This window comes from Serratia sp. FS14 (genome assembly GCF_000695995.1).
Lineage (GTDB): Bacteria > Pseudomonadota > Gammaproteobacteria > Enterobacterales > Enterobacteriaceae > Serratia > Serratia nematodiphila.
Genome location: NZ_CP005927.1, coordinates 963,075 through 988,086, shown reverse-complemented (window position 1 = coordinate 988,086; position 25,012 = coordinate 963,075). Strand labels below are relative to the sequence as shown.

Sequence of the window (25,012 nt, the reverse complement as noted above, 5' to 3'; positions counted from 1 at the left end):
GCTTGTATTTACAGACATTCATCCCCCGACCGCCCATTGCGTTGCCGTTTGCCGGCACGGCCGATAAAATGGCCTATCGCCCTCTCTTTCCCTATCCGTTAACAAACAGGAACCCGCATGTCTTCGACCTTTATCGATAAGCTGGCGTTGATCGCGCTGAAAGATGACAAAGTGGCGCTGGTGCGCTCACACAACAAGACGCTGTTTTATATGCCTGGCGGAAAGCGCGAAGCGGGTGAAACCGACGAACAGGCGCTGTGCCGCGAAATCGACGAAGAGCTGACCGTCGCGCTGCAGCCGAACTCCATCGCGTTTTACGGCGAGTTCTCCGGCCCGGCAGACGGCAAGCAGGACGGCACCCAGGTACGCATTCGCTGCTACCAGGCCGGTTTTACCGGGCAGTTGCAGCCGGCCGCCGAAATCGCCGAGCTGAAGTGGTGCGACAGCCGCGATCTGCCGCAGTGCTCACACGTCGCCGCGCTGATTTTGCACGATCTCAAGGCGCGTAACCTGATCAAGTGATCGCTGAGTCGCCTCAGCGGCGTTAACCCGAAGGAACCTGTCCCGCATGAATCAGATTGACTGCATTTTGTTCGACTGCGACGGCACGCTGGTGGACAGCGAAGTGCTGTGCAGCAAAGCCTATGTGCACATGTTCGCCCGCTACGGCATTCATCTGTCGCTGGAAGAGGTGTTCAAGAAATACAAAGGGGTGAAGCTGTACGAGATCATCGATCGGGTCAACGCCGAGCAGGGCACTGACCTGGCAAAAGAGACGCTGGAGCCGCTGTATCGGCAGGAAGTGGCGCGGTTGTTCGACAGCGAGCTGCAGCAGATTGCCGGCGCCCGCGAGCTGCTGGCGCAGGTGACGGTGCCAGTCTGCACCGTCTCCAACGGGCCGGTCAGCAAGATGCAGCACTCACTCGGCCTGACCGGCATGCTGCCTTATTTTGATGACCGGTTGTTCAGCGGCTATGACATTCAGCGCTGGAAGCCGGATCCGGCGATCGTGTTTCACGCCGCCGAACAGATGCGGGTGCCGGTGACGCGCTGCATCCTGGTGGACGACTCGCCCGCCGGCGCGCAGGCCGGCATCAATGCCGGTATCCCGGTCTTTTACTTCTGCGCCGATCCGCATAACCCGCCGATCGATCACCCGCTGGTGACAACGTTTGACGACCTGGCTCAATTGCCCGCGCTGTGGCGCGAACGCGGCTGGCGGCTGACGGCCGATTAACTGGCCGGCAACGGCGGCTTGTTGCGCCACCAGCGCCAGGACCGTTTCAGCGCGCGGGTTTGCGCGCCGAAGCGGCGGTTGACCGCGTTGGCCAGCAGATCGAGCGCCAGGCAGAACACAAAATAGACCAGCGCCACGAACAGGAACACTTCCATCGGGTAGACCATGCTGCGGTTGTTGACCTGGGTCGCCAGGAAGGTCAGTTCGCCAACGCCGACGATATAAGCCAGCGAAGTGTCTTTGATCAGGGAAATCCACTGGTTGATGAACGACGGCACCATCATGCGCAGCGCCTGCGGCAGCACGATCATGCGCAGCGTCTGCCAGCGGGTCAGCCCCAGAGAAAGCCCGGCCTGCCACTGGCCGGGGCCGATGGCGGCGATGCCGGCTTTCACCGCATGGGCCAGATAGGCCGAGGCGATCAGCGCCAGCGCGCACACGACGGTGGTGATTTCCGGGATCTCTACGCCAAACACCATCGGCAGCAGGAAATAGGTCCAGAAGATCAGCATGATGACCGGAATGGCGCGGAAAAAGCCCAACACCGCCGCCAGCAGCCCGGCGGCGATGCCGCGCGACATCGCCAGCGCCACGCCGAGCAGGGTGCCGAGCACCGCCGAGGCGACCCCGGCCATCAGACTGATCGCCAACGTCAGCGCCGCGCCGCCCAGCGGCCCATCCGGCCAGGTGCCCCACAGCAGGTAGCCCAGGTTGTCGTGAATCACGCTGAAATCCATCTCAATGCCCTCCCAGCGGTTTACGCTGTTGTCGCCACATGCCCCAGCCTTCCAGCAGCGCGATGATGGCGATGTACAGTACCGTCGCCACGCCGAACGCCTGGAAGGTGCGCAGGGTTTCGGTTTCGACCTGACGCGAGGCGTAAGAGAGTTCGGCCACGCCGATCGCCATGGTCAGCGACGAGTTCTTGATCACGTTCATGTATTGCCCCAGCAGCGGCGGCAGCGCGATTTTCAGCGCCTGCGGCAACACCACGTAGCGCATCGCCTGCCAGCCGGTCAGCCCCAGCGCCTGAGCGGCATATTTCTGCCCGCCGGCGACGCCGCGAATGCCGGAACGGATCTCTTCGGCGATAAAGGCGGTGGAGTAGAGCGTCAGGCCGAAGAAACCGGCGAGAAACTCGAACGACGGCCACTCAAGCGGGCCGATCTGATGGGCGCTGTTCAGCCACTGCATGGCGGCGGACGGCAAGATCTGCCCGGCGGCGAAGTACCAGAAGAACAGCTGCACCAGCAGCGGCGTATTGCGAAACAGCGAGCTGTAGCCCATCGCCAGCCAGCGCAATGGCCGCAGGCTGCTGTCGCGCATCGCCGCCAGCACGAAGCCCAGCAGCGTGGCCGCCAGGCCCGCGCAGGCGGAAAGCCACAGCGTCAGCAGAAAGCCGTGCCACAGCCAGCTCAGGTATTGCGGCGCCAGCAGCCAGTCCAGATTCATGTTCAATCCTTGTCTTGCAGAATGCATCAGGGGCGCAGCAAGCTGCGCCCCTCCGTACCGATCTCACCGCGCGCGGTTAAATCAGGCTTTCGGTTGCTGATCCAAAGGCGCGATTTTGAAATCGCCGCGCGGCTGGGCGGATTGGGTTTCCGGCCCGAACCAGCGATCGTAAATCTTAACCGCTTCACCGTCTTTTTCCAGCTTGATCAGCGTCTCGTTCACCGCGGCGGTCAGGCGATCTTCGCCCTTGGGAATGCCGACGCCCTGATACTCTTTGGTCAGGCTGAACGGCGAAATTTCAAACTCCGCCTTTTGCGCCGCCGGCAGGTTGCCGAGCAGGCCGACCAGCTTGGCGTCGTCCTGAGTGATCGCCTGCACGTTGCCGTTACGCAGCGCCACGAACGCCAGCGGGGTATCATCGTAGGAGATCACTTTCGCCGTCGGGAAACGCTCGCGCAGGGTGATTTCCTGCACCGTGCCCTTGTCCGCGCCGATGCGCAGCTTCTTGATGTCTTCCGGGGTTTTCAATACGCCTTTGCGGGCGATGAATTTCTGGCCGGTGGCGAAATACGGCACGCTGAAGTTCACTTCCTTGGCGCGCTCGTCGGTAATGGTGAAGTTGGCGGCAATCAGGTCAACCTTCTTCGACACCAGCAGCGGAATGCGGTTGGCCGGGTTGGTGGCGCGCAGCTCCACTTTCACTCCCAGCGCTTTGCCGATCGCGTCGGCGACATCCACATCGTAGCCCACCAGCTTCTTGCTCTGCGGATCGATGTAACCGAACGGCGGATTGCTGTCGAACACCGCGATGCGCACCACGCCGGCTTGCTTGATATCGTCAAGTTTGTCCGCGTGCGCGGCGCCGGCGGCGAAACCGGTCAGACTGGCTAACAACGTTAAGGCCAAAGCGCGATGTTTCATAGAAAGCTCCTAAGTGGTTGATGTCCTGCTGGCGGATAAGCTAGCAAGCGCCACATAGGTCAGGAAATAATATAAAAAGCTATATTTATAACCTTTTTATCTTTACGCGCTTAAGATGGAATAAAGGCGCGGGAAACCGCGCCTTGGAAGGATATTACCCGGAAAGGGTTAGTCGTCTTTTTCGTCTTTACCGCCCGGAGACAGCAGCTTTTCCAGGGCGTCGCCGCCCAAATGACGGAAATCCTGTCCTTTGACGAAATAGAAGATAAATTCGCAGATGTTCTGGCAGCGATCGCCGATACGCTCGATAGAACGGGCGCAGAACAGCGCGGTCAGCACGCTCGGAATGGTGCGCGAATCTTCCATCATGTAGGTCATCAGCTGACGCACGATGCCTTCGTATTCCTGGTCGACCTTTTTATCTTCCCGGTAAATACGGATCGCTTCGTCCAGATCCATGCGCGCGAATGCGTCCAGCACGTCGTGCAGCATCTGCACGGTGTGGCGCCCCAGCGACTCCAAGCTAACCAGCAGCGGCTGGTGCTGGTGCGAGAACTTCTCCAGCGCGGTGCGGCAGATCTTGTCCGCCACGTCGCCGATGCGTTCCAGTTCGGAAATGGTTTTGATGATCGCCATCACCAGACGCAGATCGCTGGCGGTCGGCTGGCGCTTGGCGATAATGCGCACGCAGGCTTCGTCGATCGCCACTTCCATCATGTTGACCTTGGCGTCGCCTTCGATCACGCGCTTGGCCAGCTCGCCATCCTGATTGTGCATCGCGGTGATGGCATCGGTCAGCTGCTGCTCCACCAGCCCGCCCATGGTCAGCACCTGGGTGCGGATATGCTCGAGCTCTGCGTTGAACTGGCCGGAAATGTGTTTGTTTAAATTCAGGTTATCCATGATGCTTCCTATCAACCATAACGGCCAGTGATGTAGTCTTCAGTCTGCTTTTTCTGCGGCGCAGTGAACAGGTTATCAGTATCACTGAACTCGATCAGCTCGCCCAGATACATAAATGCGGTAGAGTCGGAGCAGCGCGCCGCCTGCTGCATGTTGTGCGTCACAATCACCACGGTGTAATCGGCCTTCAGTTCGCTGATCAGCTCTTCAATCTTGCCGGTGGAGATCGGATCCAGCGCCGAGCAAGGCTCATCCAGCAACAGCACTTCCGGACGAATGGCGATGCCGCGGGCGATGCACAGACGCTGCTGCTGGCCGCCGGAGAGGCTGTAGCCGCTCTGGTGCAGCTTGTCCTTGGTTTCGTTCCACAGCGCCGCCTTGGTCAGCGCCCACTGCACGCGCTCGTCCATATCGGCGCGCGACAGCTTTTCAAACAGGCGAACGCCGAAGGCGATGTTGTCGTAAATCGACATCGGGAACGGCGTCGGCTTTTGGAACACCATGCCGACCTTGGCGCGCAGCAGCGCGATATCCGAGTTGTCGGTCAGGATGTTCTGGCCGTCCAGCAGGATGCCGCCTTCCGCACGCTGTTCCGGGTACAGCTGGTACATCTTGTTGAAGGTGCGCAGCAGGGTGGATTTGCCGCAGCCGGAGGGGCCGATAAACGCGGTGACCTTGTTCTTGGCGATATCCAGCGTGATGTTCTTCAGCGCATGGAATTTGCCGTAGTAGAAGTTCAGATCGCGTACCTGAATTTTGCTGCTGGAAGCGTCAGTAACCATACTCATCAAGACTTCTCTCTTTTCATCAGCGCCGCCAAAGCGGCGCTCAAAATTTTATGAATGCTTTTTCTTGGCGAAAATTACGCGCGCCAGGATATTCAGTAACAGTACGCACAGGGTGATCAACAGCACCCCGGCCCAGGCCAGCTGCTGCCATTCGGCGAACGGGCTCATGGCGAATTTGAAGATGGTCACCGGCAGGTTGGCGATCGGCTGCATCAGGTCGGTGCTCCAGAACTGGTTCGACAGCGAGGTGAACAGCAGCGGCGCCGTTTCCCCCGCGATACGCGCAATCGCCAGCAGCACGCCGGTGATGATGCCGGACACCGACGCCTTCAGCGTGATAGCGGAAATCATGCGCCATTTCGGCGTGCCCAGCGCATAAGCGGCCTCGCGCAGCGTATCCGGCACCAGCTTCAGCATGTTCTCGGTGGTGCGAATGACGATCGGCACCTGCAGCAGCGCCAGCGCCACGATGCCGGCCCAACCGGAGAAGTGTTCCATCTTCGCCACCACGATGGTGTAAACGAACAGACCCACCACGATCGACGGTGCGGAGAGCAGAATGTCGTTGATAAAGCGGATCACTTCCGCCAGCCAGGATTTACGGCCGTATTCCGCCAGGTAGATGCCGGCCATGATGCCCAGCGGCGTACCGAAGAGGGTCGCCCACAGGATCAACAGACCGCTGCCGGCGATGGCGTTGGCCAGGCCGCCACCCGCGGTATTCGGCGGCGGGGTCATCTCGGTGAACAGCGCCAGCGACATGCCGTCGAAGCCTTTGGTGACGGTGGCGATCAGGATCCAGATCAGCCAGAACAGCCCGAACGCCATGGTCGCCATCGACAGGAACAGCGCGAGGCGGTTTTTCTGCCGGCGCCAGGCCTGCATTTTGCGGCGGCTTTCCGCCAGAACGACTGCGTTTTGCATATCCATCGTCGCCATGTTAACGCCCCTCATTCTTGGCCAGACGCATGATCATCAGTTTCGACAGCGCCAGCACGATAAAGGTGATAACAAACAGAATCAGGCCCAGCTCCATCAACGCGGCGGTGTGCACGCCGGACTCGGCTTCAGCGAATTCGTTGGCCAGCGCCGAGGTGATGCTGTTGCCCGGCATGTACAGCGAAGCGCTGTCGAGCTGGTAGGTGTTGCCGATGATAAAGGTCACCGCCATGGTTTCCCCCAGCGCGCGGCCCAGGCCCAACATCACGCCGCCGATGACGCCGTTTTTGGTGAACGGCAGCACGATGCGCCAGATGACCTCCCAGGTGGTGCAGCCGATACCGTAGGCCGACTCTTTCATCATTACCGGGGTCTGTTCGAACACGTCGCGCATCACCGCAGCAATGTAAGGAATGATCATGATCGCCAGGATCACCCCGGCGGCCAGGATGCCGATGCCGAAGGCCGGGCCGGAGAACAGCTCGCCGACGATTGGAATGCCCGACAGTACTTCGCCCACCGGCGTCTGGAAGTATTCGGCGAACAGCGGGGCGAACACGAACAGGCCCCACATGCCGTAGACGATGCTCGGAATGGCCGCCAGCAGCTCAATGGCGATGCCCAGCGGCCGCTTCAGCCAGTTCGGCGCCAGTTCGGTCAGGAACAGCGCGATGCCGAAGCTCACCGGCACGGCGATGATCAGCGCGATAAGCGAGGTGACCACGGTGCCGTAGATCGGCACCAGCGCGCCGAACTGCTCCGCCGGCGCGTCCCACTCTTTGGTCCACAGGAACGCAAAGCCGAATTTCTGCATGCTTGGCCAGGAGGCGAAGATCAGCGAAACGATGATGCCACCCAGCAACAATAGGGTAATCAGCGCAGCCAGTCTCACCAGCGCGCTGAAAATGATGTCACCGTTTTTGCCCGGTGCTTTGATGGTCGGCTTGTACTCAGCCATAGATTACTCTCTGTTTGAACCCTGGCAGCCCCAACCGGGATCGGAGCCTGAAGAACTGTGTGGGGCGCGGCGAACCCGCGCCCCTGCGTTGTTAGTACAGCGCTTTACCTGAACTGTCTTTTACGTTGGTTTTCCAGGCCGCACGCACCTGCTCAACCACTTCTGCCGGCAGGGTGGCGTAATCCAGCTCGTTAGCTTGTTTTGCACCGGTTTTATACGCCCAGTCGAAGAACTTCAGCACTTCGGCGCCCTGAGCAGGGTTTTTCTGCTCTTTGTGCACCAGGATGAAGGTGGTGGAGGTGATTGGCCACACGTTGTCGCCTTTCTGGTCAGTCAGATCCTGAGCGAAAGTTTTGCTCCAATCCGCGCCTTTGGCGGCGTTGCTGAAGCTCTCTTCGGTCGGGCTGACCGGTTTGCCGTCGGCGGACACCAGCTTGGTGTAAGCCAGGTTGTTCTGCTTGGCGTAAGCGTATTCTACGTAGCCGATAGAGCCTGGCAGGCGCTGAACGAAGGCGGCGATGCCGTCGTTGCCTTTACCGCCCAGACCGGTCGGCCAGTTAACGGTAGAACCGGCGCCAATCTTTTCTTTCCACTGCGCATTGGCCTTGGACAGGTAGCTGGTGAACACGAACGAGGTGCCGGAACCGTCGGCGCGGCGCACTACGGCGATGTTCTGGTCAGGCAGTTTCACGCCTGGGTTCAGCTTGGTGATAGCCGGATCGTTCCACTTTTTGACGTTGCCCAGGTAGATATCGCCCAGGGTTTTGCCGTCCAGCGTCAGTTCGCCGGATTTGATGCCCGGGATATTCACCGCCAGCACCACGCCGCCAATCACGGTCGGGAACTGGAACAGGCCGTCGGCCGCCAGCTTGTCGTCAGACAGCGGGGCGTCGGAGGCGCCAAAGTCAACGGTGTTGGCCACGATTTGCTTTACGCCGCCAGAGGAGCCGATGCCCTGATAGTTAACTTTATTGCCGGTTTCTTTCTGATAAGAATCTGCCCACTTGGCGTAAACCGGAGCGGGGAATGTCGCACCTGCACCGGTCAGGCTGGCAGCAGCGAACGCGGACACGGCGGTCAGGGAGAAGGTCGCTGCCACAATACTGGCGACGGTGGTACGCATCAGTTTCATAATCCCTCCTAATGGGATATTTAAAATCGACTTCGAGTCGTTTTAATCAGAGTAAGTATTGCTGCAGGAGGGAAAATAGGACAGTTTGGTGACAGAAAAATGTACGCAATATGACAGTTATATTACAGTGCATTTGAGGGGTGATGATTTATATAAAAATCAAATTGTTAAATCAAAAACAGCGCAATTGCCAAGCAATAAAAAAACCGTTTGGCCACGCCCTATCCGCTTGAATATGACAACGTTTATCCCTGAATCGGCGCCGCTGTCATCTTTCGCGTTACTCATGAAAAAAGCCGGCGCTAAGGCCGGCTTTTGCAGTTTACCTGTGACAAATTACTCTACGGTGACAGACTTCGCCAGGTTGCGCGGCTGGTCAACGTCGGTGCCCTTGATCAGCGCCACGTGGTAAGACAGCAACTGCAACGGCACGGTGTAGAAGATCGGCGCGACGATTTCCTCGACGTGCGGCAGAGGAATGATGGTCATGCCTTCGCTGCTGACGAAGCCGGCGTCCTGATCGGCGAACACGTACAGCTGACCGCCGCGCGCGCGCACTTCTTCAATGTTGGACTTCAGCTTTTCCAGCAGTTCGTTGTTCGGTGCCACCACAATCACCGGCATATCAGCGTCGATCAGCGCCAGCGGGCCGTGTTTCAACTCACCCGCCGCATAAGCTTCAGCGTGAATATAGGAGATCTCTTTCAGCTTCAGCGCCCCTTCCATGGCGATCGGGTACTGATCGCCGCGGCCGAGGAACAGCGCATGATGTTTGTCCGAGAAACCTTCCGCCAGCGCTTCGATCTCTTTATCCATCGACAGCATCTGCTCGATACGCGCCGGCAGCGCCTGCAGGCCGTGCACAATCTCCTGCTCCACGCTTTCCGCCATGCCTTTCAGGCGGCCCAGGCGCGCCACCAGCATCAGCAGCACGGTGAGCTGCGTGGTAAAGGCTTTGGTCGAAGCAACACCGATTTCCGTGCCCGCTTTGGTCATCAACGCCAAATCGGATTCGCGCACCAGCGACGAACCCGCAACGTTACAAACGGCCAGCGAACCGAGATAACCCAGCTCTTTGGACAGACGCAGCGCCGCCAGGGTGTCGGCGGTTTCGCCGGACTGCGACAGAGTGATGATCAGGCTGCCCGGACGCACCGCCGATTTGCGGTAACGGAATTCGGACGCGATCTCTACATCGCACGGCACGCCGGCCAGCGCTTCGAACCAGTAACGCGCCACCATACCGGAGTGGTAAGAAGTCCCACAGGCGATAATCTGCACGTGCTGCACCTTGGCGAGCAGCTCGTCGGCGTGCGGCCCCAGCTCACTCAGGTTGATTTGGCCATGACTGAAACGCCCTTCCAGGGTGTTTTTCAGCGCCAGCGGCTGTTCGTAAATCTCTTTTTGCATGTAGTGGCGATAAGCGCCCTTGTCGCCGGCGTCATACTGCACCTGGGATTCGATCTCAGGACGCTCGATGGCGTTGCCCTGTTTGTCGAAGATGTTGACGGTGCGGCGAGTCACTTCCACCACGTCGCCCTCTTCCAGGAAGATGAAGCGGCGGGTGACCGGCAGCAGCGCCAGCTGATCGGAAGCGATGAAGTTTTCCCCGACGCCGCGGCCGATAACCAGCGGGCTGCCGGAACGCGCCGCGACCAGCACGCTCGGATCGCGGCTGTCCATCACCACGGTGCCATAAGCGCCGCGCAGCTGCGGGATCACGCGCTGAACCACTTCCAGCAGCGTACCGCCTTGCAGTTGTTCCCAGTGCACCAGGTGCGCAATCACTTCGGTGTCGGTTTCAGAGCTGAAACGGTAACCGCGTTCAATCAGCAGTTCGCGCAGCGGCTCGTGGTTTTCGATGATGCCGTTATGCACCACGGTAATGTAGTCGGAAACATGCGGGTGCGCGTTCGCTTCGGTCGGTTCACCGTGCGTAGCCCAACGGGTGTGAGCGATGCCGGTACCGCCGTGCAGATCGGTTTGTTCCGCCGCTTCGGCCAGCTTTTGTACCTTGCCAACGCGACGCAGGCGACTGACGTTGCCTTTTTCATCGACCACCGCCAGACCAGCGGAGTCGTAACCGCGGTACTCGAGACGACGTAAACCTTCCAACAGGATTTCTGCGATATCACGTTGCGCTACTGCGCCTACAATTCCACACATCAGTTATATTCCTAATGAACGCCCTTCATGGGCGCTTTCGATGCCTTGACCTGATTTTTGCCGGTTTTTACCGTGCGTCCCCCGAGCCTGTAGATGGTGGGGGTTATTATGTTTTGTATTGGGCTCTGAACGGAGCCCAACGCAAAACACACTATGACTTCTTCTTCACCGGACGTTGCCAACCCTGAATGTGCACCTGCTTGACGCGGCTCAGCACCAGTTCGTTCTCGGCGATATCGCGCGTCACCGTGGTGCCGGCGGCGATGGTGGATCCTTTGCCGACCGACACCGGCGCCACCAGCTGAGTATCGGAACCGACGAATACGCCATCGCCGATCAGCGTTTTGTGCTTGTTGGCGCCATCGTAGTTACAGGTGATGGTGCCGGCGCCGATATTCACGTCATCACCGATTTCGGCATCGCCCAGGTAGCTGAGGTGGCCGGCCTTGGAGCCTTTGCCCAGACGCGCCTTTTTCATTTCCACGAAGTTGCCGACGTGAGCCCCTGCCGCCAGCTGCGCGCCTGGGCGCAGGCGGGCGAACGGCCCCACCGTGCAGTCTGCTTCCAGCACGCTGTCTTCCAGCACGCTGTAAGGGCTGATCTCGCAGTTATCGCCAATCACGCAGTTTTTCAGCACGCAGCCGGCGCCGACTTTCACCCGGTCGCCCAGCTTGACGTGACCTTCGATAATCACATTCGCATCAATAGTGATGTCACGGCCGTGAACAAGTTCCCCGCGCAGATCGAAACGCGCCGGATCCAACAGCATCACGCCGGCCAACAGCAGCTTTTCAGACTGTTCCGACTGGAATACGCGCTCCAGAGTCGCCAGCTGCAGACGGTTGTTCACGCCTTCCACTTCACTTAAACGCGACGGGTGCACGGCTTCGATTTTCTTGCCGTCGGCATGGGCCAACGCAATGATATCGGTGATGTAAAACTCGCCCTGTGCGTTGTCGTTATTCAACATTCCCAGCCAGCGCTTCAGATCGCGCCCGTTCGCCACCAGGATGCCGGTATTGATCTCGTTGATCTGGCGCTGTGCCTCACTGGCGTCCTTGTGTTCGACGATGCCCACCACGTTGCCCTGCTCACGCACGATGCGGCCGTAACCGCTCGGATCGTCCAGCTTGACCGTCAGCAGGCCGATGCCGCCCTGCGGCTTGGCCGCCAGCAGGCGTTGCAGCGTATCCACGGAGATTAACGGCACATCGCCGTACAGCATCAGCACGTCTTCATCGTCGGCAAAGTGCGGCGCGGCCTGCTGCATCGCATGGCCGGTACCCAGTTGCTCGGCCTGCAGCACCCAGTTCAGCGCGCCTTCGGTCAACGTGCTTTTCAACAGATCGCCGCCGTGGCCGTATACCAGATGAACCTGTTGCGCGCCCAGTTTCATCGCGGCATCAATGACGTGTTGCACCATCGGCTTGCCGGCCAACGGATGTAAAACCTTGGGAAGATCGGAATACATGCGTGTTCCCTTGCCCGCGGCGAGGATGACCACGCTCATTGCGCTGTTCGACATAAGCAACCTGATAACTCCATTTTGATAGACGAAAGTAAAACCGTTTAGCGACGATATTACTACATATTTCTCTGCACGAACCCGGCGCAGGCCGCGTGGGCCTTGGTCTGCCGCTATCACGGCCAATTCGCCGTCGGAGCGAAAAAACTGTCGGCGATCGGCGACGTTTATTTCCCGATATCAGCGGTTATACACCACACCGCCCGCCGGGCTGAAATGCTTATTTTAAAGTAAAAAAAAGCGACCCTATAGGCCGCTTTCTTAAAGTTGGGTGCCGGGCACCCAAACATTACATCGCTTTTCTGGTGAGCTCGATAACGCGCAGTTTTGCGATCGCTTTCGCCAGTTCAGCGGATGCCTGAGCATAGTCGACATCGCCATGAGAGCTGCGAATGTGTTCTTCAGCTTTACGCTTAGCTTCCAACGCTCTCGCTTCGTCGAGGTCAGTACCACGGATAGCAGTGTCCGCCAGCACGGTAACCACGCTCGGCTGCACCTCGAGGATGCCGCCGGACAGGTAGATGAACTCTTCTTCACCGTGCTGCTTAACAATACGCACCATGCCAGGCTTGATGGCAGTCAGCAGCGGCGCATGGCCAGGGAAGATCCCCAGTTCACCTTCGCTGCCTGTCACCTGGATCTTCTGCACCAGGCCGGAAAACATCTGTTTTTCCGCGCTGACTACATCCAGATGGTAAGTCATAGCCATATCACCCTCCTCTCAAGGCGTTACAGTTTCTTGGCTTTTTCCACTGCTTCTTCAATGGTGCCAACCATGTAGAACGCCTGCTCCGGCAGGTGGTCATAGTCGCCGTCCATAATGCCTTTGAAACCACGGATGGTGTCTTTCAGCGATACGAACTTGCCCGGAGAACCGGTGAAGACTTCTGCCACGAAGAACGGCTGAGACAGGAAGCGTTGGATCTTACGCGCACGGGATACGACCAGTTTGTCTTCTTCAGACAGCTCGTCCATACCCAGGATCGCGATGATATCTTTCAGTTCCTGGTAACGTTGCAGAATGGACTGCACGCCACGCGCTACGTCGTAGTGCTCCTGGCCAACAACCAGCGGATCCAGCTGACGGCTGGTGGAATCCAGCGGGTCAACGGCCGGGTAGATACCCAGAGAAGCGATGTTACGGCTCAGTACCACGGTTGCGTCCAAGTGCGCAAAGGTGGTGGCTGGAGACGGGTCAGTCAAGTCATCCGCAGGAACGTAAACGGCCTGTACGGAAGTGATGGAACCGGTCTTGGTCGAGGTGATACGTTCTTGCAGAACGCCCATCTCTTCCGCCAGCGTTGGCTGATAACCTACCGCGGATGGCATACGGCCCAGAAGTGCGGACACTTCGGTACCGGCCAGGGTGTAACGGTAGATGTTGTCAACGAACAGCAGAACGTCACGGCCTTCGTCACGGAATTTCTCCGCCATGGTCAGACCGGTCAGCGCAACGCGCAGACGGTTACCTGGTGGCTCGTTCATCTGGCCGTAAACCAGGGATACTTTGTCCAGAACGTTGGAGTCGGTCATTTCGTGGTAGAAGTCGTTACCCTCACGAGTACGCTCGCCCACGCCCGCGAACACGGAATAACCGGAGTGCTCGATCGCGATGTTACGGATCAGCTCCATCATGTTTACGGTTTTACCTACGCCCGCACCGCCGAACAGACCAACTTTACCGCCCTTGGCGAATGGACAAATCAGGTCCATTACCTTGATACCGGTTTCCAGCAGTTCCTGGGAGTTGGACAGCTCTTCGTAGCTTGGCGCCGCGCGGTGAATCGCCCAACGCTCTTCTTCGCCGATGTCGCCTTTCATGTCGATCGGTTGACCCAATACGTTCATGATACGGCCTAGGGTAGCTTTACCCACCGGCACTTCAATCGGGTGGTCCAGGTTGTTCACTTTCAGACCGCGACGCAGACCGTCGGAGGTCCCCATTGCGATACAGCGAACCACGCCACCGCCCAGCTGTTGCTGAACTTCCAACACCAGTTTTTCGGTGCCGTTTTCTACCTCAAGGGCGTCGTACACTTTCGGTACGGCATCCTGAGGGAACTCGACGTCCACCACGGCGCCGATTACCTGGATAATCTTTCCAGTAGCCATCTTGAATCCTCTACGTAATTCGTAAACCTAGCTTAAACCGCGGAGGCTCCCGAAACGATCTCGGTGAGTTCCTGAGTGATGCTGGCCTGACGCGCCTTGTTGTATACCAACTGCAGCTCTTTGATCAGGCTACCGCCGTTATCGGTTGCGGCTTTCATCGCGACCATTCGTGCGGCCTGCTCGCTGGCCAGGTTTTCCACGACGCCCTGATAAACCTGCGACTCCACATAGCGGCGCAGCAAGGTATCAAGCAGCACTTTTGGATCCGGTTCATACAGGTAATCCCAAGGCGTTTTCTTCAGCTCTTCGTCATCGGCTGGCGGTAACGGCAGCAGCTGAAGCACCTGCGGCTCTTGGGACATCGTATTAACAAATTTGTTGCTGACAATGTACAGCTTGTCCAAACGACCTTCGTCGTAGGCCTGCAGCATCACTTTCACCGGCCCGATCAGATCCGACAGGGAAGGTTTATCCCCCATGCCGGTCACCTGGGCAACCACGTTGCCGCCCACGGAACCAAAGAAAGAGGCCGCTTTAGAGCCAATCAGCGCCAAATCGGTTTCGACGCCTTTTTCGGACCAGGCTTTCATCTCCGCCAGCAGCTTTTTGAACAGGTTGATGTTCAAGCCGCCGCAGAGACCACGGTCAGTAGACACCACCAGATACCCAACGCGCTTAACGTCACGCTCATCCAGGTACGGGTGCTTGTACTCCAGATTCCCTAACGCAAGGTGACCAATCACTTTGCGCATGGTCTCTGCATAAGGACGGCTGGCCGCCATGCGATCCTGCGATTTACGCATTTTGGAGGCGGCGACCATTTCCATCGCTTTAGTGATCTTTTGCGTGTTTTGCACGCTAGCGATCTTACTACGTATCTCTTTTGCGCCGGCCATCTCTGCTTCTCCTCAGTGCCAGACGGCCTGCTGTCTTTCAACAGCAGGACCGTTCGGCGTTACCAGGACTGGGTTTTCTTGAAGGTCTCGAGGACGTCTTTCAACTTGCCCTCGATCTCATCATTGAAGTTGCCAGTTTGGTTGATGTGGTTCAGCAGTTCGGCGTGCTCGCGGTCCGCATAGGCCACCAGCGCGGCTTCGAAGCTCACCACTTTGGCGACTTCGACGTCGTTCAGGTAACCGCGTTCTGCGGCAAACAGCACCAGAGACTGTTGTGCAACCGACATCGGCGCATACTGTTTCTGTTTCAGCAGCTCGGTCACTTTCTGACCGTGGCTCAGCTGTTTGCGGGTCGCGTCGTCCAGATCGGAGGCGAACTGGGAGAACGCAGCCAGTTCACGATACTGCGCCAGCGCGGTACGGATACCACCGGACAGTTTCTTCATGATCTTGGTCTGCGCGGCGCCACCAACACGGGATACGGAGATACCCGGGTTAACTGCCGGACGAATACCGGAGTTGAACAGGTTGGATTCCAGGAAGATCTGACCATCGGTAATCGAGATTACGTTGGTCGGAACGAACGCGGAAACGTCACCCGCTTGGGTTTCAATGATCGGCAGAGCGGTCAGTGAACCGGTTTGGCCTTTAACTTCACCTTTGGTGAAGGCTTCAACGTATTCGGCGTTGACGCGCGCTGCGCGCTCCAGCAAGCGGGAGTGCAGGTAGAATACGTCGCCTGGGTAAGCTTCACGACCTGGCGGACGACGAAGCAGCAGGGAAATCTGGCGGTAAGCAACGGCCTGTTTGGACAGGTCATCGTACACGATCAGCGCATCTTCACCGCGGTCACGGAAGTATTCGCCCATTGCGCAACCGGCATATGGCGCCAGGTATTGCAGTGCAGCGGATTCGGAAGCGGTCGCCACCACCACGATGGTGTTGGCCAGTGCGCCGTGCTCTTCCAGTTTGCGCACCACGTTAGCGATGGTGGACGCTTTCTGGCCGATAGCCACGTAAACGCATTTGATGCCGGAGTCGCGTTGGTTGATGATCGCATCGATCGCCAGCGCGGTTTTACCGGTCTGACGGTCACCGATCACCAGCTCACGCTGGCCACGGCCAATTGGAATCATGGCGTCAACGGATTTGTAGCCAGTCTGAACCGGCTGATCAACGGACTGACGCTCGATAACGCCTGGCGCGATAGCTTCTACCGGAGAGAAACCGTCGTTCTCAATCGGGCCTTTGCCGTCGATTGGTGCGCCCAGGGTGTTAACTACGCGGCCCAGCAGACCACGACCGACTGGAACTTCCAGGATACGGCCGGTGCATTTCACCTTCATGCCTTCGGCCAGATCCGCGTACGGACCCATGACCACGGCACCAACGGAGTCGCGCTCCAGGTTCAATGCGATTGCGTAACGGTTGCCAGGCAGCGCGATCATTTCGCCCTGCATAACTTCGGCCAGGCCGTGTACGCGGATGATCCCGTCGCTGACGGAAACGATAGTACCTTCATTGTGAGCTTCGCTCACTACATTGAACTGAGCAATGCGCTGCTTGATCAGTTCGCTGATTTCGGTGGAATTCAGTTGCATGCTCCAGTCCCCTTAAGACTGCAAGACGTCTGTCAGGCGTTCAAGACGACCGCGAACGCTGCCATCAATCACCATATCGCCGGCGCGAACAACGATGCCGGCCAGTACAGACTTGTCAATTTTGCAATTCAGCTTAACTTTGCGTGACAGACGTTTTTCCATCGCAGCGGCGATTTTCGCCTGCTGTTCGTCGTTCAGCGCGCTCGCAGAGAGCACTTCGACTTCGACGGTGGATTCCAGCGAGGCGCGCAGTTCGATGAACTGCTGCAGCACGGCAGGAAGAACCAGTAAACGTCCATTTTCGGCCATTACACGGATAAAGTTCTGGCCATGTTCGTCGAGCCGATCGCCACAAACCGCGATGAACGTCTTGGACAGCGTTTCTGGCGCAACCGCGCCAGACAGCAGTTCAGAAATCTGTTCATTGCGAGTGACTTCAGCCGCAAACGCCAGCATGTCCTGCCAGCGCTCTACGCTTTGGTGCTCAACGGCAAAGTCAAAAGCTGCTTTGGCGTAGGGGCGAGCTACAGTTACAAATTCAGACATCAGCCCCTCCCTCCTTACAGTTCAGCGACCAGTTTATCAACGATGTCGCTGTTAGCAGCTTCATCCACGGAACGTTCGATGATCTTCTCGGCGCCGGCAATTGCCAGCATCGCGACTTGCTTACGCAACTCTTCACGAGCGCGCTTACGTTCGGCTTCGATCTCAGCCTGAGCCTGCGCCACGATTTTGTTACGTTCCTGCTCGGCTTCGGCTTTCGCTTCATCCATGATCTGAGCTTTGCGTTTGTTCGCTTGCTCGATGATCACTTGAGCTTCTGCTTTGGCAGTTTTCAGCTGGTCGGTCGCATTGGCTTGCGCTAAGTCCAGATCTTTTTTGGCACGCTCTGCAGAAGCGAGGCCGTCAGCGATTTCTTTCTGACGCTTCTCGATGGCAGCCATGATCGGCGGCCATACGTACTTCATGCAGAACCAGACAAACAGAACGAACGCGATGGCCTGGCCGAGGATTGTTGCGTTAAGATTCACAGCACAATGCCTCTTTAAAAGTTAATAGTTTGGTTACGTCGTAGAGGGTTGCTCTACTTACGCGACGGCGAACATCACGTACAGACCCAGACCTACAGCGATCATCGGGATGGCGTCGACCAGACCCATAACGATAAAGAACTGTGTACGCAGCAGAGGAATCAGGTCAGGCTGACGAGCAGCGCCTTCCAAGAATTTACCACCCAGGATGCCGATACCGATCGCAGCACCGATTGCCGCTAAACCCATCATCACAGCGGCAGCCATGTACAGCAGATCCATACTCAGGTTTTCCATGACAGTCTCCAGTTTGTTTCAGTTTAAAAGTGCAAGTGTTTTAAGAAAATCAGTGCTCTTCAGACGCCATCGACAGATAGACAATCGTCAGAACCATGAAAATAAAGGCTTGAAGCGTAATGATCAGGATGTGGAAGATAGCCCAAGGCAAGCTCAGGACCCACTGTGACCACCACGGCAACAGGCCGGCAATCAGGATGAAGATCAACTCACCCGCATACATGTTGCCGAACAGTCGCAGACCCAGTGAAACAGGTTTGGACAGCAGGCTGACACCTTCAAGAATCAGGTTGATAGGAATGAATACAGGGTGGTTGAACGGCTGCATGGTCAACTCTTTAACGAACCCGCCAACGCCTTTCATTTTGATGCTATAGAACAGAATCAGGATAAACACGCCCAGCGCCATCGACAGCGTGACGTTTACATCGGCGGTAGGCACTACGCGCAGCGCAGGCAGGCCGAGGATGTGTTCGCCAACGTAAGGCAGGAAGTCGATGGGCAGCAAATCCATCAGGTTCATCAGGAACACCCAGACGAACACGGTCAGCGCCAGCGGCGCAATCACCTTGCTCTTGCCGTGGTACATGTCGCGCACGCTGCTGTCGACGAAACCGACCACCAGCTCCACGGCGGTTTGCAGTTTACCCGGCACGCCGCTGGTGGCGTTTTTGGCCACTTTGCGGAAGATCACCAGGAAAAGCGCCCCGAGGACGACGGAGAAAAACATCGAGTCGATGTTGATCGACCAGAACCCAGTCCCGACCTGAAGCTGCGTCAGGTGGTGACCGATATACTCCTGTGGAGTCAAGACTTCTCCTGCAGACATGATGCCTCTTACCCTTATTTAGTTAAGTTCGGTAACTGTTAATCACGGCCGGTGCCACTATCTGCACCACTAACACCGCTAAATAGGTCAGGCCAAGCGGTATAAACTCCGCCTTGAACACCCCCAGCGCCACGATCAGCAAAACGATGGTGATCACGACCTTTAGCCCCTCGCCGATGGCGAACGACCAGGCAACCCTACCGGGCGCCGGCGTTTGCGCCTGATGGCGCAAGGCAAACAGCATAAACATTGCACTCGGCAACCAGGCGGCGAGACCGCCTGCCAACGCCGAAGCGCTCCATTCCGGGCTTTTCAGCCAGAAAGCAACGCTGATCAGAACAAAAGTCATTAACTGCAAAAACAGCAGTTTGCGTGCGACTTTCCCGCTGTAAAGGGACACAGACATGACGTTTGTTCTCTCCGTACCCCAGAGGGGGTATGCTGAGTGACGTATACAACTGTTTTTGCTGTCCTGAGTCAAGCAGCAAAAAACGAGCAAATTATACGGGGCATACCAACGAATTCAATCGATAAGTAGCGAAAAGGTGAACAATTATTTAAATTTCCCTATTCCAGCCTATTTTCACAAGAAAACGGTCGGAATAATAGGGCGCATTTAATTGTCTGATTATTCCAGCGTTGCGTTTAGAAACGCGAAGCTGATCACAGTAATGTCCCTTCCTGATTTATAGCCGATGGTCAACCAAACCGTCTTTAGCAATTTGAGCGATCAAAAAATTATATAAATCAAAACATTACTAGTTAACTGTTCAAAAACAATCCGTATACCCGATGAAAACCTTTTATTGACAAGCAGCGGGGCAATATTCCAACAGCCAATTAACATTAGCAGCAAACGCCAATCTTTCGCACATGATTGCTAACGTGACTATTTCTAAATGCAATTACTCTATTGTCGCTAATTAGCCGCGTTTTTTGTGTTAATAGAAAGTAAATTAACTAAAAAAAGCGACCAACTAATTAGCCTGCTTACCTTTCTGCTGGGTACGACCTTTAATTCACGCTTGTTTGATCAAAAGCAAACTCAGTTTGCCTTAAGAATCACCAGATGACGTTCGCCTTCCAGTTCAGGCACCTGCAGCCGCACGATAGACTCCAGGCTAACGCCAGCCGGCAGCTGCGTCAGTTCTTCATCCGGGCGCACGCCTTTCAACGCGTAAAAACGCCCCTGCCCTTTCGCCGGCAGGTGATAGCACCAGGACAGCATATCCTGCAGCGAAGCGAATGCCCGGCTGATCACGCCATCGAACGGTGGCTCGGCCAGAAACGCTTCGACGCGGCTCTGCACCGGCTCGATATTGTTCAGGCCCAGCTCATGCTGCACCTGGCGCAGGAAACGCACGCGCTTGCCCAGGCTGTCGAGCAGCGTGAAATGCGCGTCCGGGCGCACAATCGCCAGCGGAATGCCCGGCAAGCCGGGGCCGGTGCCGACATCGATAAAACGCGAGCCCTGCAGATGCGGATTGACCACAATACTGTCGAGGATGTGGCGCACCAGCATTTGCTGCGGATCGCGCACCGACGTGAGGTTATAAGCCTTGTTCCACTTATCCAGCATGCCGACATAGCCCAGCAGCTGCTGTTTCTGCTGATCGGGCAGCTCAATGCCTGCTGCCGCGAGCAGCGAGTCTAATTTTTTTGCACAACGGATCCTCTGGCAGGCGCTGAACGACCAGCGGATGGTTAGCTGGCGCAATGAGGCGACTATGATAATTCAGGGCGCAAGTGATGTCAGCGGCCGTTTGGCTACGGGTTGAGCAAACGGCCGCCTGGATGCGGGATTTATGCGCTGCGGCGCAGCAGTCCCTGCTTTTTCAGCCAGATCAGCAAAATCGAGATTGCCGCCGGTGTAATGCCGGAGATGCGCGAAGCCTGGCCGATGGAGTTCGGTTTGTGATCGTTCAGCTTGGCGATCACCTCGTTCGACAGCCCCGAAACCTGACGGTAGTCAAGATCCAGCGGCAGCACGGTGTTCTCGTTGCGCTGCTGTTTTTCGATCTCTTCCTGCTGGCGAGCGATATAGCCTTCGTATTTGACCTGGATCTCGACCTGCTCGGCGGCTTGTACGTCGTCCAACGGCGGTGCGAAGGCGTCGATGCCGGTCAACTGCGCGTAATCCATCTCAGGACGGCGCAGCAACTCTTCGCCGTTCGCTTCACGCGACAGCGGCGCTTTCAGCAATGCATTGACCTGTTCGACGTTCTCGGCGTGCGGATGCATCCAGATGTCGCGCAGGCGCTGACGTTCACGTTCGATTCGCTCCAGCTTCTCGCTGTAACGTGCCCAGCGCACGTCGTCCACCAGACCGAGTTCACGGCCTTTTTCCGTCAGGCGGAGATCGGCGTTGTCTTCGCGCAGCATCAGACGATACTCGGCGCGTGAGGTAAACATGCGGTACGGTTCTTTGGTGCCGAGGGTGCTGAGATCGTCCACCAGCACGCCGAGGTAGGCCTGATCGCGACGTGGCGCCCAGCCCTCTTGTTCATCGGCGAAGCGCCCGGCGTTCAGACCGGCAAGTAACCCCTGTGCGGCGGCTTCTTCATAGCCGGTGGTGCCGTTGATCTGGCCGGCGAAGAACAGGCCCTGAATAAATTTGCTTTCCAGCGTCGGTTTCAGATCGCGTGGATCGAAGAAATCGTACTCGATGGCATAACCAGGGCGAATAATACGCGCGTTCTGCATCCCTTCCATTGAACGGACGATCTGCATCTGCACGTCGAACGGCAGGCTGGTGGAGATCCCGTTAGGGTAAATCTCGTTGCTGGTCAGGCCTTCCGGCTCAAGGAAGATCTGGTGCGCGTTGCGATCGGCAAAACGCATGACCTTGTCTTCGATCGACGGACAGTAACGTGGGCCGATCCCTTCGATGATCCCGGCATACATCGGGCTGCGATCGAGGTTATTGCGGATCACGTCATGGGTTTTTTCATTGGTGTGGGTGATGTAGCACGCCATTTGTTCCGGGTGCTGGCTGGCATCGCCCAAGAACGAGAATACCGGCACCGGCGTATCGCCGTGTTGAGGTGCCAATACGCTGAAATCGATAGTGCGGGCGTCGATGCGCGGCGGCGTACCGGTTTTCAAGCGGTTAACGCGCAGCGGCAGTTCACGCAAACGCTGCGACAGCGAGATCGAAGGAGGATCCCCGGCGCGGCCGCCGCTGTAATTCTCCAGGCCGATATGGATCTTGCCGTCCAGGAAGGTGCCTACGGTCAATACCACCGCCTTGGCGCGGAATTTCAGACCCATTTGGGTGACGGCACCCACGACGCGATCGTTTTCGACGATCAGATCCTCAACCGGCTGTTGGAAGATCATCAGGTTGGGCTGGTTCTCCAACGCGGTACGGATCGCCTGCCGATACAGGACGCGATCCGCCTGAGCGCGAGTGGCGCGAACGGCTGGGCCTTTGCTGGCGTTTAGTATCCTAAACTGGATGCCGGCATGGTCGATCGCCGTTGCCATCAGGCCGCCGAGCGCATCAATTTCCTTAACCAGATGCCCTTTACCAATACCGCCAATCGCCGGGTTACAGGACATCTGTCCCAGCGTATCGATATTGTGTGTCAATAATAAAGTCTGACGTCCCATGCGTGCCGCGGCCATGGCGGCCTCGGTACCTGCATGGCCACCACCGATGATGATGACGTCAAATTGATCTGGATAAAACATGGAACTGCACCTCGCCGTATTGCGAACGATCGTATTTGCCCTGGGGTCGGGGATTCTACTCAAGTTTAGACGATCGACCAAGTGGTCAGGATCGTCGGTAATTAAAAGAAGATCTTCTTTATTTAAAGATCTCTTTATTAGATCTCTTATTAGGATCGCGATCCTCTGTGGATAAGTGACTATTCACGATGAAGATCAGCAGATTAAGGAGGATCGTTTGCTGTGAATGATCGGTGATCCCGACGCAGATAAGCTGGGATCTAAAAGGCTTGTTATACACAGGACAAAAAGCGCGCTACGGTTGTTATTGGGATAACTACGGCTTTTACCCTGCTTTTAAGTATAGTTATCCACAATCGTTCGCGCGATCTTTAGACGAATTAGAGTAAATTAATCCAGTTTTTTACCCATTCCTCGGCCGGATCCTCGGGAATTTCATGCTCGGTCACGTCGATCTCGAGACGATCGCCGATCCTTTTAGCGCCTCTGGCGATCAAGAGATCGTCGATCTGTTTGATTGCGCCGCAGAAGGTGTCGTATTCCGAACTGCCCAAACCGACTGCGCCGAACTGTACCTCGGAAAGATCCGGCAGCTGCTCAGCGATCTGTTCCAACAGCGGTTGAAGGTTATCTGGTAGTTCGCCGGCGCCGTGCGTGGAAGAGACCACCAGCCAGCGGCCGGTCAACGGCAGTTCATCCAGTTCAGGGCCGTGCAGCATCTCGGTAGAGAAACCCGCGTCTTCCAGCTTTTCAGCCAAATGTTCAGCCACGTATTCGGCGCTGCCAAGCGTACTGCCACTGATCAGAGTAATGTCTGCCATGAACCAACGATCCCAACCTTCTCACTCAAAGTGGCTGCATTGTACGCTGTGAATCGGCTGGGATCTACCTGTGGATAATGTGGGTATGCAATTTGGCGGGTTACGGCACGATGGTGCGCATAATGGGGTTCTGCAGCGAGATCAGCGTTTCGGTGGACTGGATCTCGTCGATGGTCTGGATCTTGTTGATAAGTACCTGTTGCAACGCGTCGATCGATCGGCACATTACCTTAATAAAGACGCTGTAGTGGCCGGTGGTGTAATAGGCTTCCACCACTTCTTCCAGGCTTTCCAGCTTCTTCAGCGCCGAAGGGTAATCCTTGGCGCTCTTTAATATGATGCCGATAAAGCAGCACACGTCGTAGCCCAGCTGTTTGGGGCTGACGTCGATGCGCGCGCCGGTGATGATCCCGGCCTGCTTCATCTTCTCCACCCGCACATGAATGGTGCCGGGGCTGACGGCGAAGTTTTTCGCCAGTTCGGCGTACGGTGTGCGCGCATTGTCCATCAGGGCGTTGAGAATGCCGCGATCGAGATTATCGATCTGATAAATTTCCGCCATTTAATCCCCCATTAATTAACGATTGTTGAATTCTGTCCGGGTAAAAATGAACGATTAAAAGTGAAAAGGCAATATTGATTAATGGATATTGAATTGTCGTGTCATTTTGTTGCTTAATCGATGGCAACAGAGACAGGTTTACAAGAGATACGGCAATGAAAAAACAGTTTATCCAAAAACAACAACAAATCAGCCAGGTCAAAGCCTTCTTCTCCCGCCAGCTGGAGCAACAGCTCGGTCTGATCGAAGTGCAAGCCCCGATCCTTAGCCGCCTGGGCGACGGCACGCAGGATAACCTTTCCGGCAGCGAGAAAGCGGTGCAGGTCAAAGTCAAAACCTTGCCGGACGCCACCTTCGAAGTGGTGCATTCGCTGGCGAAATGGAAACGCAAAACCCTGGGCAGCTACGATTTCGGTGCCGGCGAAGGCCTGTATACCCATATGAAGGCGCTGCGCCCGGATGAAGACCGCCTGACGCCTATCCACTCGGTGTACGTCGATCAGTGGGACTGGGAACGGGTGATGGGCGACGGTGAGCGCAGCCTGGACTACCTGAAAAACACCGTGCGCAGCATTTACGCTGCGATCAAGGCGACGGAGGCGGAAGTCAGCCGCGAGCATGGCCTGACTCCGTTCCTGCCGGAACAGATCCACTTCGTGCACAGCGAAACCCTGCTGCAGCGCTACCCTGATCTGGACGCCAAGGGGCGCGAGCGGGCGATTGCCAAAGAATTGGGCGCAGTGTTCCTGATTGGCATCGGCGGCAAGCTGTCACACGGTAAATCGCACGATGTGCGGGCGCCGGATTATGATGACTGGACCACGCCGACGGCGGATGGCCTGGCGGGCCTGAACGGCGATATCGTGGTGTGGAACCCGGTGCTGCAGGACGCTTTCGAGCTGTCCTCCATGGGGATCCGCGTTGACGCCGCCGCGCTGAAACACCAGTTGGCGCTGACCGGCGATGAAGAGCGCATGAAGCTGGAATGGCACCAGTCCTTACTGCGCGGCGATATGCCGCAGACCATCGGCGGCGGCATCGGTCAGTCGCGTCTGGTGATGTTGTTGCTGCAACTGTCGCATATCGGCCAAGTGCAATGCGGCGTGTGGTCGCCGGAAGTGCGCGGCGCGGTCGAAGGCCTGCTCTAAT

26 protein-coding genes are annotated in these 25,012 nt (G+C 57.0%); 3 read left to right on the top strand and 23 right to left on the bottom strand.

Annotated features, from left to right (window positions below):
- The first annotated feature begins 117 nt into the window (after nucleotides 1–117).
- Together L085_RS04570 and yieH are read left to right on the top strand one after the other, a co-directional pair.
- Nucleotides 118–522: an NUDIX domain-containing protein gene (locus tag L085_RS04570; RefSeq protein WP_015376140.1), complete on the top strand. Its 405-nt coding sequence runs from the start codon at nucleotides 118–120 to the stop codon at nucleotides 520–522.
- Nucleotides 523–568: 46 nt separating this feature from the next.
- Nucleotides 569–1,237, top strand: a complete 669-nt coding sequence (gene yieH / locus L085_RS04565) for a 6-phosphogluconate phosphatase (RefSeq protein ID WP_044030161.1) — start codon at nucleotides 569–571, stop codon at nucleotides 1,235–1,237.
- Here the strand turns inward: yieH and L085_RS04560 are convergent.
- The 23 genes from L085_RS04560 to asnC all read right to left on the bottom strand — a co-directional run bounded on the left by L085_RS04560 (nucleotide 1,234) and on the right by asnC (nucleotide 23,863).
- Complete coding sequence (locus L085_RS04560) at nucleotides 1,234–1,974, bottom strand: amino acid ABC transporter permease (protein ID WP_015376138.1); 741 nt, start codon at nucleotides 1,972–1,974, stop codon at nucleotides 1,234–1,236. The two genes, yieH and L085_RS04560, sit on opposite strands and share 4 nt — an antisense overlap.
- Before the next feature lies 1 nt (nucleotide 1,975).
- Nucleotides 1,976–2,689: an amino acid ABC transporter permease gene (locus L085_RS04555; protein WP_015376137.1), complete on the bottom strand. Its 714-nt coding sequence runs from the start codon at nucleotides 2,687–2,689 to the stop codon at nucleotides 1,976–1,978.
- An 81-nt stretch (nucleotides 2,690–2,770) separates the two neighbouring features.
- Complete coding sequence (locus L085_RS04550; RefSeq protein WP_015376136.1) at nucleotides 2,771–3,610, bottom strand: ABC transporter substrate-binding protein; 840 nt, start codon at nucleotides 3,608–3,610, stop codon at nucleotides 2,771–2,773.
- 168 nt (nucleotides 3,611–3,778) lie between these two features.
- Complete coding sequence (gene phoU, locus L085_RS04545; protein WP_004933833.1) at nucleotides 3,779–4,513, bottom strand: phosphate signaling complex protein PhoU; 735 nt, start codon at nucleotides 4,511–4,513, stop codon at nucleotides 3,779–3,781.
- Between the two features lie 11 nt (nucleotides 4,514–4,524).
- Nucleotides 4,525–5,301 carry a phosphate ABC transporter ATP-binding protein PstB gene (gene pstB, locus L085_RS04540; RefSeq protein WP_004933831.1) on the bottom strand — a complete coding sequence of 259 codons (777 nt, stop codon included), beginning with the start codon at nucleotides 5,299–5,301 and terminating at the stop codon, nucleotides 4,525–4,527.
- A gap of 48 nt (nucleotides 5,302–5,349) precedes the next feature.
- The gene (gene pstA / locus L085_RS04535; protein ID WP_004933824.1) at nucleotides 5,350–6,240 is read right to left on the bottom strand and encodes a phosphate ABC transporter permease PstA; all 891 of its coding nucleotides are present in this window, start codon (nucleotides 6,238–6,240) and stop codon (nucleotides 5,350–5,352) included.
- Nucleotide 6,241: 1 nt separating this feature from the next.
- Nucleotides 6,242–7,198 carry a phosphate ABC transporter permease PstC gene (pstC, locus tag L085_RS04530; RefSeq protein ID WP_004933822.1) on the bottom strand — a complete coding sequence of 319 codons (957 nt, stop codon included), beginning with the start codon at nucleotides 7,196–7,198 and terminating at the stop codon, nucleotides 6,242–6,244.
- Between the two features lie 91 nt (nucleotides 7,199–7,289).
- Complete coding sequence (gene pstS, locus L085_RS04525; RefSeq protein ID WP_004933819.1) at nucleotides 7,290–8,330, bottom strand: phosphate ABC transporter substrate-binding protein PstS; 1,041 nt, start codon at nucleotides 8,328–8,330, stop codon at nucleotides 7,290–7,292.
- Between the two features lie 336 nt (nucleotides 8,331–8,666).
- On the bottom strand, nucleotides 8,667–10,496 hold the full coding sequence (gene glmS / locus L085_RS04520; protein ID WP_043140722.1) for a glutamine--fructose-6-phosphate transaminase (isomerizing): 1,830 nt from the start codon (nucleotides 10,494–10,496) through the stop codon (nucleotides 8,667–8,669).
- Between the two features lie 151 nt (nucleotides 10,497–10,647).
- Nucleotides 10,648–12,021: a bifunctional UDP-N-acetylglucosamine diphosphorylase/glucosamine-1-phosphate N-acetyltransferase GlmU gene (gene glmU / locus L085_RS04515; RefSeq protein WP_044030159.1), complete on the bottom strand. Its 1,374-nt coding sequence runs from the start codon at nucleotides 12,019–12,021 to the stop codon at nucleotides 10,648–10,650.
- A gap of 289 nt (nucleotides 12,022–12,310) precedes the next feature.
- Nucleotides 12,311–12,730, bottom strand: coding sequence for a F0F1 ATP synthase subunit epsilon (locus L085_RS04510; RefSeq protein ID WP_004933814.1), 420 nt, complete (start codon nucleotides 12,728–12,730; stop codon nucleotides 12,311–12,313).
- A 20-nt stretch (nucleotides 12,731–12,750) separates the two neighbouring features.
- Complete coding sequence (gene atpD / locus L085_RS04505) at nucleotides 12,751–14,133, bottom strand: F0F1 ATP synthase subunit beta (protein ID WP_033631385.1); 1,383 nt, start codon at nucleotides 14,131–14,133, stop codon at nucleotides 12,751–12,753.
- A 32-nt stretch (nucleotides 14,134–14,165) separates the two neighbouring features.
- Nucleotides 14,166–15,029 carry a F0F1 ATP synthase subunit gamma gene (atpG, locus tag L085_RS04500; protein ID WP_004933811.1) on the bottom strand — a complete coding sequence of 288 codons (864 nt, stop codon included), beginning with the start codon at nucleotides 15,027–15,029 and terminating at the stop codon, nucleotides 14,166–14,168.
- A gap of 59 nt (nucleotides 15,030–15,088) precedes the next feature.
- Complete coding sequence (gene atpA / locus L085_RS04495) at nucleotides 15,089–16,630, bottom strand: F0F1 ATP synthase subunit alpha (RefSeq protein WP_016929618.1); 1,542 nt, start codon at nucleotides 16,628–16,630, stop codon at nucleotides 15,089–15,091.
- 12 nt (nucleotides 16,631–16,642) lie between these two features.
- The gene (gene atpH / locus L085_RS04490) at nucleotides 16,643–17,176 is read right to left on the bottom strand and encodes a F0F1 ATP synthase subunit delta (protein WP_015376133.1); all 534 of its coding nucleotides are present in this window, start codon (nucleotides 17,174–17,176) and stop codon (nucleotides 16,643–16,645) included.
- 14 nt (nucleotides 17,177–17,190) lie between these two features.
- The gene (gene atpF / locus L085_RS04485; RefSeq protein WP_004933804.1) at nucleotides 17,191–17,661 is read right to left on the bottom strand and encodes a F0F1 ATP synthase subunit B; all 471 of its coding nucleotides are present in this window, start codon (nucleotides 17,659–17,661) and stop codon (nucleotides 17,191–17,193) included.
- Nucleotides 17,662–17,718: 57 nt separating this feature from the next.
- Nucleotides 17,719–17,958, bottom strand: coding sequence for a F0F1 ATP synthase subunit C (gene atpE, locus L085_RS04480; RefSeq protein ID WP_004093904.1), 240 nt, complete (start codon nucleotides 17,956–17,958; stop codon nucleotides 17,719–17,721).
- 49 nt (nucleotides 17,959–18,007) lie between these two features.
- Complete coding sequence (gene atpB, locus L085_RS04475; RefSeq protein WP_015376132.1) at nucleotides 18,008–18,787, bottom strand: F0F1 ATP synthase subunit A; 780 nt, start codon at nucleotides 18,785–18,787, stop codon at nucleotides 18,008–18,010.
- A 22-nt stretch (nucleotides 18,788–18,809) separates the two neighbouring features.
- The gene (gene atpI / locus L085_RS04470; RefSeq protein WP_004933796.1) at nucleotides 18,810–19,193 is read right to left on the bottom strand and encodes a F0F1 ATP synthase subunit I; all 384 of its coding nucleotides are present in this window, start codon (nucleotides 19,191–19,193) and stop codon (nucleotides 18,810–18,812) included.
- Nucleotides 19,194–19,832: 639 nt separating this feature from the next.
- On the bottom strand, nucleotides 19,833–20,459 hold the full coding sequence (gene rsmG, locus L085_RS04465; RefSeq protein ID WP_044031927.1) for a 16S rRNA (guanine(527)-N(7))-methyltransferase RsmG: 627 nt from the start codon (nucleotides 20,457–20,459) through the stop codon (nucleotides 19,833–19,835).
- 131 nt (nucleotides 20,460–20,590) lie between these two features.
- Complete coding sequence (gene mnmG, locus L085_RS04460; protein ID WP_044030154.1) at nucleotides 20,591–22,480, bottom strand: tRNA uridine-5-carboxymethylaminomethyl(34) synthesis enzyme MnmG; 1,890 nt, start codon at nucleotides 22,478–22,480, stop codon at nucleotides 20,591–20,593.
- A gap of 380 nt (nucleotides 22,481–22,860) precedes the next feature.
- Entirely contained in the window at nucleotides 22,861–23,301 is a 441-nt protein-coding gene (gene mioC / locus L085_RS04455) for an FMN-binding protein MioC (protein WP_004933789.1), read from the bottom strand.
- A 100-nt stretch (nucleotides 23,302–23,401) separates the two neighbouring features.
- Nucleotides 23,402–23,863 carry a transcriptional regulator AsnC gene (gene asnC, locus L085_RS04450; protein ID WP_004933786.1) on the bottom strand — a complete coding sequence of 154 codons (462 nt, stop codon included), beginning with the start codon at nucleotides 23,861–23,863 and terminating at the stop codon, nucleotides 23,402–23,404.
- Between the two features lie 155 nt (nucleotides 23,864–24,018).
- On the opposite strand from asnC, the gene asnA reads away from it, so the two are divergent.
- Nucleotides 24,019–25,011: an aspartate--ammonia ligase gene (asnA, locus tag L085_RS04445; protein ID WP_044030153.1), complete on the top strand. Its 993-nt coding sequence runs from the start codon at nucleotides 24,019–24,021 to the stop codon at nucleotides 25,009–25,011.
- Nucleotide 25,012 lies beyond the last annotated feature (1 nt).

Bases quoted from the DNA above. Each gene is read 5' to 3' on its own strand.
- L085_RS04570 (WP_015376140.1), top strand. From the start codon at position 118: ATGTCTTCGACCTTTATCGATAAGCTGGCGTTGATCGCGCTGAAAGAT.
- yieH (WP_044030161.1), top strand. From the start codon at position 569: ATGAATCAGATTGACTGCATTTTGTTCGACTGCGACGGCACGCTGGTG.
- L085_RS04560 (WP_015376138.1), bottom strand. From the start codon at position 1,974: ATGGATTTCAGCGTGATTCACGACAACCTGGGCTACCTGCTGTGGGGC.
- L085_RS04555 (WP_015376137.1), bottom strand. From the start codon at position 2,689: ATGAATCTGGACTGGCTGCTGGCGCCGCAATACCTGAGCTGGCTGTGG.
- L085_RS04550 (WP_015376136.1), bottom strand. From the start codon at position 3,610: ATGAAACATCGCGCTTTGGCCTTAACGTTGTTAGCCAGTCTGACCGGT.
- phoU (WP_004933833.1), bottom strand. From the start codon at position 4,513: ATGGATAACCTGAATTTAAACAAACACATTTCCGGCCAGTTCAACGCA.
- pstB (WP_004933831.1), bottom strand. From the start codon at position 5,301: ATGAGTATGGTTACTGACGCTTCCAGCAGCAAAATTCAGGTACGCGAT.
- pstA (WP_004933824.1), bottom strand. From the start codon at position 6,240: ATGGCGACGATGGATATGCAAAACGCAGTCGTTCTGGCGGAAAGCCGC.
- pstC (WP_004933822.1), bottom strand. From the start codon at position 7,198: ATGGCTGAGTACAAGCCGACCATCAAAGCACCGGGCAAAAACGGTGAC.
- pstS (WP_004933819.1), bottom strand. From the start codon at position 8,330: ATGAAACTGATGCGTACCACCGTCGCCAGTATTGTGGCAGCGACCTTC.
- glmS (WP_043140722.1), bottom strand. From the start codon at position 10,496: ATGTGTGGAATTGTAGGCGCAGTAGCGCAACGTGATATCGCAGAAATC.
- glmU (WP_044030159.1), bottom strand. From the start codon at position 12,021: ATGTCGAACAGCGCAATGAGCGTGGTCATCCTCGCCGCGGGCAAGGGA.
- L085_RS04510 (WP_004933814.1), bottom strand. From the start codon at position 12,730: ATGGCTATGACTTACCATCTGGATGTAGTCAGCGCGGAAAAACAGATG.
- atpD (WP_033631385.1), bottom strand. From the start codon at position 14,133: ATGGCTACTGGAAAGATTATCCAGGTAATCGGCGCCGTGGTGGACGTC.
- atpG (WP_004933811.1), bottom strand. From the start codon at position 15,029: ATGGCCGGCGCAAAAGAGATACGTAGTAAGATCGCTAGCGTGCAAAAC.
- atpA (WP_016929618.1), bottom strand. From the start codon at position 16,630: ATGCAACTGAATTCCACCGAAATCAGCGAACTGATCAAGCAGCGCATT.
- atpH (WP_015376133.1), bottom strand. From the start codon at position 17,176: ATGTCTGAATTTGTAACTGTAGCTCGCCCCTACGCCAAAGCAGCTTTT.
- atpE (WP_004093904.1), bottom strand. From the start codon at position 17,958: ATGGAAAACCTGAGTATGGATCTGCTGTACATGGCTGCCGCTGTGATG.
- atpB (WP_015376132.1), bottom strand. From the start codon at position 18,787: ATGTCTGCAGGAGAAGTCTTGACTCCACAGGAGTATATCGGTCACCAC.
- atpI (WP_004933796.1), bottom strand. From the start codon at position 19,193: ATGTCTGTGTCCCTTTACAGCGGGAAAGTCGCACGCAAACTGCTGTTT.
- mnmG (WP_044030154.1), bottom strand. From the start codon at position 22,480: ATGTTTTATCCAGATCAATTTGACGTCATCATCATCGGTGGTGGCCAT.
- mioC (WP_004933789.1), bottom strand. From the start codon at position 23,301: ATGGCAGACATTACTCTGATCAGTGGCAGTACGCTTGGCAGCGCCGAA.
- asnC (WP_004933786.1), bottom strand. From the start codon at position 23,863: ATGGCGGAAATTTATCAGATCGATAATCTCGATCGCGGCATTCTCAAC.
- asnA (WP_044030153.1), top strand. From the start codon at position 24,019: ATGAAAAAACAGTTTATCCAAAAACAACAACAAATCAGCCAGGTCAAA.